The following is a 9,143-nucleotide window of genomic DNA, read 5'->3' on the forward strand; positions in this document are numbered from 1 at the left end:
ATCCGATGATTATTGATTGCCACGGCCACTACACCACCGCGCCGAAAGCGCTGGAGGAATGGCGCAACAAGCAGATCGCCAACCTGAGCACGCCGGAGCTGGGCCCGAAAGTCGCGGACCTGAAAATCAGCGACGACGAGCTGCGCGAATCGATTGAAACCAACCAGTTGCGCCTGATGAAAGAACGCGGCTCGGACCTGACCATCTTCTCGCCGCGCGCCAGCTTCATGGCGCACCACATCGGCGACTTCAATACCAGCGCCACCTGGGCCGCCATCTGCAATGAGCTGTGCGCGCGTGTGTCGCAGCTGTTCCCTGACCACTTCATCGGCGCGGCCATGCTGCCGCAGTCGCCCGGCGTCGATCCGGCCACCAGCATTTCCGAGCTGGAGAAGTGCGTCAAGGAGTACGGCATGGTCGGCATCAACCTGAATCCCGATCCTTCGGGCGGGCATTGGACCTCGCCGCCGCTGTCGGACAAATCGTGGTATCCGATTTACGAAAAGATGGTGGAGTACGAGATTCCGGCCATGATCCACGTCAGCACCAGCTGCAACGCGTGCTTCCACACCACCGGCGCGCATTACCTGAACGCCGACACCACCGCCTTCATGCAGTGCCTGACCAGCGACTTGTTCAAGGACTTCCCGACGCTGAAGTTCCTGATTCCGCACGGCGGCGGCGCGGTGCCGTACCATTGGGGCCGATTCCGCGGCCTGGCGCAGGAAATGAAAAAGCCGCTGCTGACCGAGCACCTGCTGAACAACATCTTCTTCGACACCTGCGTCTACCACCAGCCTGGCATCGACCTGCTGACCGAGGTCATGCCGGTCAAGAACGTGCTGTTCGCTTCCGAGATGATTGGCGCCGTGCGCGGCATCGATCCTGAAACGGGCCACTACTACGATGACACCAGGCGCTACATCGAAGCGGCCAATCTGACCAACGTTGATCGCGCCAATATTTTCGAACACAACGCGCGCCGCGTCTTTCCGCGCCTGGACGCGGCACTGAAGGAGAAGGGATTATGACCACACCGCTGATCAATCAACTGGGCGTCGTCAAGCGCAACATCGTGCGCGCCGAGCGCGAACACGTTGACCACCTGGGCCAATTCGGCAGCGCCACCGTGCACGAAGCCATGGGCCGCGTCGGTTTGCTGAAGCCTTATATGCGTCCGATCTACGCCGGCGCGCAAGCCGCCGGCACCGCCGTCACCGTGCTGCTGCATCCTGGCGATAACTGGATGATGCATGTGGTGGCGGAACAGATCCAGCCGGGCGACATCGTGGTCGCCGCCATCACCGCTGAATGCACCGATGGCTATTTCGGCGACCTGCTGGCCACCAGCTTCAAGGCGCGCGGCGCCAGGGCGCTGATCATTGACGCCGGCGTGCGCGACGTGCGCTTCCTGACCGAGATGGGCTTCCCCGTCTGGAGCAAGAACATCAGCGCCAAAGGCACGATCAAATCGACGCTGGGTTCCGTCAACATCCCTGTACTGTGCGCCGGCGCGCTGGTGAATCCGGGCGACGCCATCATCGCCGATGACGACGGTGTGGTGGTCGTGCCGGCCGCCGACGTCGCCCGCGTGGCCTCCGTAGCGCAACAGCGCGAAGACCTGGAAGGCGAAAAGCGCGCCAAACTTGGGGCCGGCGTGCTTGGCCTGGACATGTACAACATGCGCGGCCCGCTGGAGCAGGCGGGCCTCAAGTACATCGACTGACAGGCCAATTCGATCCCTGTGGGATTGATTGTGTGTACGAGCTTCGGGATTATCTTTGACGAACGTCCTAATACAATGAGCAGCTTCATTGATTAGGAAATCCCCGATGCAAAAATTGTTCTCGTCTTTCGATCTGGCAGGCCTTCTTCTGCCGAATCGCACCGTCATGGCCCCCATGACCCGCTCCCGCGCCGAGAACGGCGTGCCGGATGCGCAGACGGCGTTGTACTACCGCCAGCGTGCTTCCGCTGGCCTCATCATCAGTGAAGGCATTCCGGTCTCGCGCGAGGGTGTCGGCTTCCTGTTCAATCCCGGCCTGTATTCGGATGCGCAGCAGGCCGGCTGGCGCGCGGTGACCGATGCGGTCCACGCCGACTGCGGGCGTATCTTCGCCCAGCTCTGGCATGTAGGACGGCTCTCGCACGTCTCCTTGCAAGAGGACGGGGCGTTGCCGGTATCGTCGGTGGCGCGTCAGGCGGCCGGCTCCAGCGCGTTCGCGTGGCAGCATCCCGGCGTGGCCGGTCAGGTTCCAGCGAGCGAACCGCGCGCGCTGGCTGCCAGTGATATTCCGCGCGTGATCAACGATTTCGTGCTCGCCGCGCGGCGCGCCATGGCGGCCGGCTTCGATGGCGTCGAGCTGCATGGCGCGAACGGCTATCTGTTCGAACAATTCATCAACGGTGAACTGAATACGCGGGACGACGCTTACGGCGGCTCGATCGACAACCGCCTGCGCCTGATGCTGGAGACGATCGATGCACTGATTGCCGAAGTTGGCGCCAACCGCATCGGCGTGCGTATCTCACCCTTCGGCCGGCTGTACGACATGCAGCCCTTTGCCGACGAACGCGAAACCTGGCTGGCGCTGGCAAGGGCCCTCAATCAGCGGAAACTGGCTTACGTGCACACGAGCGATCAGCTCACGCTGGGTCAGACACCGATCCCCTCCGACTTCGCCAGCGAATTCCGCAAGGCCTACCAGGGCACGCTGATTTCCGCCGGTGGCTTTGACCGCGACAGCGCCGAGGCGGCGCTTCAGGGCGGCCAGCTCGATCTGGTGGCGTTCGGCCGTCCTTTCATTGCCAATCCTGATCTGGTGGAGCGCATGTGCAATGACTGGCCGCTGGCGGATGCCGACCGCGCCACGTTCTACGGCCTGCATGGCGCGAAGGGGTACACCGACTATCCCGCTTACCAGTTATCTTAAGGAGAACACGATGACCGATCACGTACAAAAACTGCTCGACCTGGAAGAAATCAAGAATCTGCGCATGCTGTATGGGCACTACCTGGATAGCAACAGCTTGACCGAACTGGCGGAACTGTTCGCACCCGACGCCGTGTGCAATTTCGGCGCCGGCGACATCCACGGACGCGAAGCGATCCGCGACGGCCTGGCAAAGGCTTTCATTGAGTACGACGTGGAGCGCCATGGCAGCTATCCGTTTCTGCATGCGGTGACCAACCAGTGGGTGGAAATCGTCGATGCCGATACCGCGCAGGGACGCTGCTATTTGCTCGATCTGCACACGGTCAGCAAGCCCGGACGCGACCCGTGGATTCTGTTGGGGATGTACGCCGACGAATACCAGCGTATCGACGGCCGCTGGTACATCGCGCGCTCGCAACTTGACGTGGTCTGGCCATCGCGCCAGGTTGGCGGCGGCCATCCGGGGCATGGCCTGGTGCTGCCGGTGCGGGCACGCCAATGAGCCCGGCATCCGATCAAGAACGCGCCAGCCTGGCGCAACATGCCGCCTTCAAGCGGGTATTCACGCCCGGCCGCCTGACCTTCGGCTTGATCGCTCCGCTGGAGGCTTATCCTGATACGCCGTTTCCGACGTTGAAGGATCACGAACGCATGGCGAAAATGATCGACGACGCCGGCTTTGCCAGCATGTGGCTGCGCGATGTGCCGTTCTACGATCCGAATTTCGGCGACGTGGGGCAGATGCTCGATCCCTTCGTCTATGCGGGATTCCTGGCCTCGGTCACCAGCCGGATCAGCATCGGCACCGCCGGCATCGTGCTGCCGCTGCGCGATCCGATTATCGTCGCCAAGCAGGCGGCGTCGGTCGATCAGCTGAGTGGCGGCCGGTTCATTCTGGGCTTGTCGACCGGCGACCGGCCTTCGGAGTATCCTGCGTTCGGCGCCGACTTCGATAACCGCGAGGAGCGCTACCGCGAAGCGTTTAAGCTGATCCGCAGTGTCAGTGAACAGAAATTCCCCAAGCTGGACACCAGGCATTACGGCATGCTGCACGGCGAACTCGATCTGGTGCCGAAGCCGGTCGGTGCGCGCATGCCGATGATCGCGGTAGGGCGTTCGCGCCAGCCGCTGGAATGGCTGGCGCAGAATGTCGATGCGTGGATCTGGTCCGTCGACGACGCGAATGCGATCAGCCAGATATTGGATAGCCTGCGCGTCAACGCCGGCGCGGCGCCGCCGCCGGCATATGGCTACGCGACCTTTTTCGACCTGGCGAAAGATCCGGACGCGCCGCCCAAGCGGTTCTATAACGTGGTACGGATCGGCCGCAAGGCGCTGATCGAGCGCTGGTATCAGCAGCAGGAACTGGGCGTCACCCACGTCGCCCTGAACATGAAGCCGTCGCAGCGCAGCGCCGAAGACGTGATCGCGGAGATGGCGGAGCATGTGCTGCCGTTGTTCGGCGGGAGCGTTCAGGCGCCCGCCGATGCATAGGCTTCAGCGTGTCGGATGAAAAACGGGGTTCGGCGCTGCCGCCATATCGGTCAGCGCGTCAATGGCGGCGCGCAGCTTGGGCTTGAGATAGCGCGTCACCGGCCATACCGCATGGATCGGCATTTCGCCGCCCGCATGTTCATCCAGCACCGTAACCAGTTCGCCGGATTGCAGGTGGGTGCCGATCAGCCAGGTCGGCAACTGGCACAGCCCCGCGCCTGCCAGCACCGCGTCCAGCATCGCCTGGCCATCCCGGAATTCGTGGCGAACGCGGATGGGCTGTGCGATGGTGTCGCCATCGGACGCCCGCAGCATCCATGCGGGCGGTCCCTGCCTGCGCCAGCCGATGATGCAGTCGTGTTCACCGAGCTGCTCCCGTGTCAGCGGAGCGCCGTGCCGGGCAATGTAGGCGGGCGCCGCGCAGATCAGCAGGCGCTGCGTGCCGAGCTGGCGCGCGACCAGGTCGGCATCGTTGTTCAAGGCGCCAATGCGGACCGCCAGGTCGACGCCTTCCTCCACCAGGTTGACGGTGCGGTCGGTAAACGTGACGGCGAGATCGAGGCGCGGATGCTGGGCCGCGAAGTCCAGCAGCGTTGGCAGGACGTGCAGGCGGCCGAAGGCGGCGGGCAGGTCGACCCGCAATCTGCCGGCGGGCGACTGACGGCCGGTGCTCAGGCTACTTTCCATTTCCTCCAGGTCGCCGAGCATCTGCACGCACATGTCGTAATACGCCGTGCCTTCCTGCGTCAGCGCCAGCCGGCGCGTGGTGCGATGCAGAAGCTTGGTGCCGAGACGGGACTCCAGCCTGGTGACGCTCTTGCCGACGCCGGATGCCGTGACGCCGCGTTCGGCGGCGGCCGCCGCAAAGCTCCCCAGGCGCACGGCCGCGACAAAGTCGTAAATTCCGTCAAAGCGGTCATTGTCTGTCATGGAGGGCCTTTATATCCGCAGCGCGTCGACCACCAGCGTGAAGGCCAGCGAGGATTGGCGGCGGCTCGGGTAGTACAGGTGGTAGCCGGGGAAGGTCGGGCACCACTCGCGCAGCACGCGCAGCAGAGTGCCGTCTTTCACATGGTCCTCTACCATATCTTCCGGCACGTAGGCCAGGCCGTAGCCGGCCAGCGCGGCGCGCAGGCGCGATGAGGTGTTGTTGAATACCCATTGGCCGTCGACGCGCACGTTCAGCGGCGCGCCGTTCTTTTCGAATTCCCAGATCTGCAGGTTGCCGTGCGTCGGCAGGCGCAGGTTGATGCAGCGGTGCTGCTGCAGGTCGTGCGGCGTGCGCGGCTTGGGATGGCGCGAAAAATATTCGGGTGTGCCCACCACCGCCATGCGCAGGTCCGGGCCGATGCGCACGGCGATCATGTCCTTTTCCACCGAGTCGCCCAGGCGCACGCCGGCGTCGAAGCGCTGCGTGACGATGTTGGTCATGCTGTAGTCGACGTTGATGTCGATCTTCACGTCCGGATAGTCGTGCATAATGGCCGACAGCTTGGGCCACAGCACATTGTTGGCCGCGTGTTCGGCGGCGGTGATGCGGATGGTGCCGGCCGGCTTGTCGCGCAATTCGCTCAACGAGGCCAGTTCCTGCGTGATCTCGTCGAAGCGCGGCGCGGCGGTGTTCAGCAGCCGCTCGCCGGCCTCGGTGGGGCTGACGCTGCGCGTGGTGCGGGTCAGCAGGCGGATGCCCAGGCGCGTCTCCAGGCCGCGTATCGTGTGGCTCAGCGCCGACTGCGACACGCCCAGCTGCTTGGCCGCCTTGGTGAAGCTGCCTTCGCGCGCCACCGCCACAAAGGCCAGCAGGTCGTTGAAATTCTCGTGTTCCACTGATGAAACTCCCTCATAAGCTCATGCTGATTATACCGTCTTATCAATAGGCCTTCGCTTGCCTACACTGTGGGCCTGATATCCGATTGGAGCAACGCCCATGGAACACAAGCGCGCCATACTTGCCATCATCCTGGTCAGCTACGTCATGATCGTGCTGGACACGTCGGTGGTGCTGACCGGACTGCCGAAGATTCATCTTGAAATGGGCTTCAGCGACAGCGGCCTGGCGTGGGTGCAGAGCGCCTACACGCTGACCTTTGGCGGCTTTCTGCTGCTGGCCGCGCGCGCCGGCGACATCATCGGCCGCCGCCGCATGCTGGTGGCGGGGCTGGCGCTGTTCACGCTGGCGTCGCTGGCCATCGGCGCGGCGGCCACGCCGGCCGCGCTGGTCATCGCGCGCGCGGTGCAGGGACTGGGCGCGGCGATCCTGGCGCCGTCCACGCTGGCGCTGCTGCAAACCACGTTTGCCGACGGCGCCGAACGCACGCATGCGGTATCGCTGTACAGCGCCACGGCGGGCATCGCCGCCAGCGTCGGCCTGGTGCTGGGCGGCGTGCTGGCGGAGTGGTGGTCGTGGCGTGTCGGCTTCCTGATCAACCTGCCGATCGGCGCGGCGATGATCTGGGCGGCACGCCGCTATATTCCCGAAAGCCCGCGCAGCAGCGGCCAGTTCGATGTGGTCGGCGCGCTGACTTCCACCGTCGGCATGAGCGCGCTGGTCTACGCTGTCATCCGTTCGGCCGGCGCCGGCTGGCTCGATGGGCTGACGCAGGGGGCGCTGGCGGCGAGCTTGCTGCTGCTGGCGGCATTTGTCGTCAATGAACGCGGCGCGGCGCAGCCGATCATGCCGCTGCGATTGTTCGCCGACCGCCAGCGCGCCTCGGCCTACGCCGCGCGCATGCTGTTCCTGGGGGCGATGATCGGCTTCTTTTTCTTCACCACGCAGTATCTGCAAACAGTGCTGCACTATCCGCCGTCGCTGACCGGCATGGCGTTCCTGCCGATGACGCTGGTGAACTTTGTCGTCGCGCTGCAAGTGCCGCCTCTGACGCGCCGCTTCGGCAATGCGCGCCTGCTGGGGTTCGGACTGCTGGTCTGCCTGATCGGGATGGCATGGCTGAGTCGCGTGTCGCCCGGCGGCGCTTATCTGACTGCCGTAGCGCTGCCGATGGTGCTGATCGGCGCGGGGCAGGGCCTGACGCTGAGTCCCCTGACGGCTGCCGGCATCGCCGGGGTGCAGGCGCGGGATGCCGGCGCGGCGGCGGGCCTGGTGAATGTGGCGCACCAGCTGGGCAACTCGCTCGGGCTGGCGGTGCTTGTGGCGCTGGCTGCGGCCGGTGCGCGCGGCCTGTCCGGCGCCGGGCTGCTGGCGCATCGCGTGACGACCGCGCTGAGCGCTTCGAGCGTGTTCCTGGTGCTGGCGCTGCTGCTGATGGTGCGGCTGGGATGTGGCAAAAAAGTCGGCATTGAGGTAGCGCAGTCGTAGCAACGGGACGGCGTGCACAATGAAGGACCAAGCACGGAGGCCTTCATGACCGCACACACCGAGATACTCATCCGTCCACGCGAGCACGACGACGCCAGTTGCCCGCCTTGCAGCGACCTGCCGGCGTTGCGCGCCTACTTCGACCGCGAAGGCTTCGCGGTGATACGGCGCCTGCTGCCGCTGGCGGCCTGCGAGGCGGCGCGGCAGGCCTTCCTGCATGAGGTGCTGCCGGCGCGGCGCGCCTACTTCAAGCGGCACGCGTCCGGCCGCTACGAACGCAACGTCTACACCGAGTACGGCCACATGAAGTATCCGATCATGAACCTGCAGGATATCGGCGGCCGCCGCTTCCGCCAGTTCCGCCAGCGCGGACTGGAACTGCTGACGCATCCCCAGGTGCGGCAGCTGATGCGCCAGCTGTTCGGCGAGCCGGCGCGGCTGGTGCACACCATGTACTTCGACGGCAACCAGGCCACCTGGGCGCACCGCGACGGCGACTACTTCGATTCCACCGCCGCCGGCCGCATGATCGGCGTCTGGATCGCGGCCGAGGACATCCATCCCGACGCCGGCCGCTTCTACGTGGTGCCGGGCAGCCACCGCAGCATCATGGCCGGCATCGACGACCCGAACGGCGCGCGCTACAAGCGGCAGATGGACGACTTCGTGCGCAGCGGTCCCTGCGACTGCGTGGCGCCGGTGATGATGCAGGGCGATGTGATCCTGTGGTCGGCGCTGACGGTGCATGGCAGCCTGCCGACCGCCGACGCGCGCCACACGCGCCGTTCGTTCACCGGCCACTATGTGCCGGACTCGCAGCCGCTGCGACGCTACCTGAGCGACGCGCCCACCGACCGCTACATCGCCGTCAACAACGTCCCCATCGCGCTGCACGAGGACGGCCATACGCTGGGCGGGGTGCTGAAGGCGGCGCTGAAGTCGGACTATCCGCTGCTGTACGGCGCGCTGCGGCGCGCCACCGCCGCCTGCGGCCTGGGAGCGCGCTAGCAGCAGCGCGCGCGGCCCGGTAGCCCTCGAAAGTGGGGAGGGATTCCTGCTTAGGCGATATCGCGGCGCGCACGGGCCGGCGCTACCATCGGGGCATGAAATCGATCGCCTTTTTTGTCTTCCCCGGATTCGAGCTGCTCGACTGCGCCGCCGTGACGGTGTTCGAGCAGGCCAACGTGATCTCGGGCGCGCGCCTGTACCAGGTGGCGATGCTGTCGCCGCTGGGCGGCGCGGTGGCCAGTTCGGCAGGGCCGACGGTCGGCACCCAGGCCTGCGCCGCCGGCGCCTGGGATACGGTGCTGGTGTTCGGCGCGGCCGGCAACCTGCCCACCTGCGCGCCGGTGGTGGCGATGGTGCGTGCCGCCTGTGCCGGCGGCGCAGGCCTGGGT

Annotated in this window: 9 protein-coding genes and 1 pseudogene; 8 read left to right on the forward strand and 2 right to left on the reverse strand. The window is 65.4% G+C overall.

The genetic code is table 11. The features are described 5' to 3' along the window. Positions 1 to 5: 5 nt before the first annotated feature. The 5 genes from GJ695_RS10850 to GJ695_RS10870 all read left to right on the forward strand — a co-directional run bounded on the left by GJ695_RS10850 (position 6) and on the right by GJ695_RS10870 (position 4,430). Positions 6 to 1,031 carry an amidohydrolase family protein gene (locus GJ695_RS10850; protein WP_154364559.1) on the forward strand — a complete coding sequence of 342 codons (1,026 nt, stop codon included), beginning with the start codon at positions 6 to 8 and terminating at the stop codon, positions 1,029 to 1,031. Between the two features lie 11 nt (positions 1,032 to 1,042). Then, positions 1,043 to 1,726: a 4-carboxy-4-hydroxy-2-oxoadipate aldolase/oxaloacetate decarboxylase gene (gene ligK / locus GJ695_RS10855; protein WP_166455254.1), complete on the forward strand. Its 684-nt coding sequence runs from the start codon at positions 1,043 to 1,045 to the stop codon at positions 1,724 to 1,726. 106 nt (positions 1,727 to 1,832) lie between these two features. Further along, a complete protein-coding gene (locus GJ695_RS10860) occupies positions 1,833 to 2,933 on the forward strand; it encodes an alkene reductase (RefSeq protein WP_154364563.1) in 1,101 nt (366 codons plus the stop codon). Between the two features lie 10 nt (positions 2,934 to 2,943). Continuing rightward, a complete protein-coding gene (locus GJ695_RS10865; RefSeq protein ID WP_154364565.1) occupies positions 2,944 to 3,438 on the forward strand; it encodes a nuclear transport factor 2 family protein in 495 nt (164 codons plus the stop codon). Then, positions 3,435 to 4,430 (forward strand): LLM class oxidoreductase, encoded by a 996-nt coding sequence (locus GJ695_RS10870; RefSeq protein ID WP_154364567.1) that lies wholly within the window; start codon positions 3,435 to 3,437, stop codon positions 4,428 to 4,430. The genes GJ695_RS10865 and GJ695_RS10870 overlap by 4 nt, the downstream gene beginning before the upstream one ends. 3 nt (positions 4,431 to 4,433) lie before the next feature. On the opposite strand, the gene GJ695_RS10875 is transcribed toward GJ695_RS10870, so the two are convergent. Together GJ695_RS10875 and GJ695_RS10880 are read right to left on the reverse strand one after the other, a co-directional pair. Beyond that, a complete protein-coding gene (locus tag GJ695_RS10875; RefSeq protein WP_154364569.1) occupies positions 4,434 to 5,360 on the reverse strand; it encodes a LysR family transcriptional regulator in 927 nt (308 codons plus the stop codon). A 9-nt stretch (positions 5,361 to 5,369) separates the two neighbouring features. After that, complete coding sequence (locus GJ695_RS10880) at positions 5,370 to 6,257, reverse strand: LysR family transcriptional regulator (protein WP_166455246.1); 888 nt, start codon at positions 6,255 to 6,257, stop codon at positions 5,370 to 5,372. A 100-nt stretch (positions 6,258 to 6,357) separates the two neighbouring features. Between GJ695_RS10880 and GJ695_RS10885 the strand changes: the two genes are divergently transcribed. From GJ695_RS10885 to GJ695_RS10895, 3 genes and pseudogenes are all read left to right on the forward strand, one after another. Beyond that, positions 6,358 to 7,746: an MFS transporter gene (locus GJ695_RS10885; RefSeq protein WP_154364571.1), complete on the forward strand. Its 1,389-nt coding sequence runs from the start codon at positions 6,358 to 6,360 to the stop codon at positions 7,744 to 7,746. A gap of 45 nt (positions 7,747 to 7,791) precedes the next feature. Next, a complete protein-coding gene (locus GJ695_RS10890; protein ID WP_154364573.1) occupies positions 7,792 to 8,754 on the forward strand; it encodes a phytanoyl-CoA dioxygenase family protein in 963 nt (320 codons plus the stop codon). Positions 8,755 to 8,849: 95 nt separating this feature from the next. After that, positions 8,850 to 9,143, forward strand: a pseudogene (locus tag GJ695_RS10895) (GlxA family transcriptional regulator); the annotation flags it as partial.

This window comes from Duganella alba (assembly GCF_009674495.1).
Classification (GTDB): Bacteria; Pseudomonadota; Gammaproteobacteria; order Burkholderiales; family Burkholderiaceae_D; genus Rugamonas; species Rugamonas alba.

Bases quoted from the DNA above. Each gene is read 5' to 3' on its own strand.
- GJ695_RS10850 (WP_154364559.1), top strand. From the start codon at position 6: ATGATTATTGATTGCCACGGCCACTACACCACCGCGCCGAAAGCGCTG.
- GJ695_RS10860 (WP_154364563.1), top strand. From the start codon at position 1,833: ATGCAAAAATTGTTCTCGTCTTTCGATCTGGCAGGCCTTCTTCTGCCG.
- GJ695_RS10865 (WP_154364565.1), top strand. From the start codon at position 2,944: ATGACCGATCACGTACAAAAACTGCTCGACCTGGAAGAAATCAAGAAT.
- GJ695_RS10870 (WP_154364567.1), top strand. From the start codon at position 3,435: ATGAGCCCGGCATCCGATCAAGAACGCGCCAGCCTGGCGCAACATGCC.
- GJ695_RS10875 (WP_154364569.1), bottom strand. From the start codon at position 5,360: ATGACAGACAATGACCGCTTTGACGGAATTTACGACTTTGTCGCGGCC.
- GJ695_RS10885 (WP_154364571.1), top strand. From the start codon at position 6,358: ATGGAACACAAGCGCGCCATACTTGCCATCATCCTGGTCAGCTACGTC.
- GJ695_RS10890 (WP_154364573.1), top strand. From the start codon at position 7,792: ATGACCGCACACACCGAGATACTCATCCGTCCACGCGAGCACGACGAC.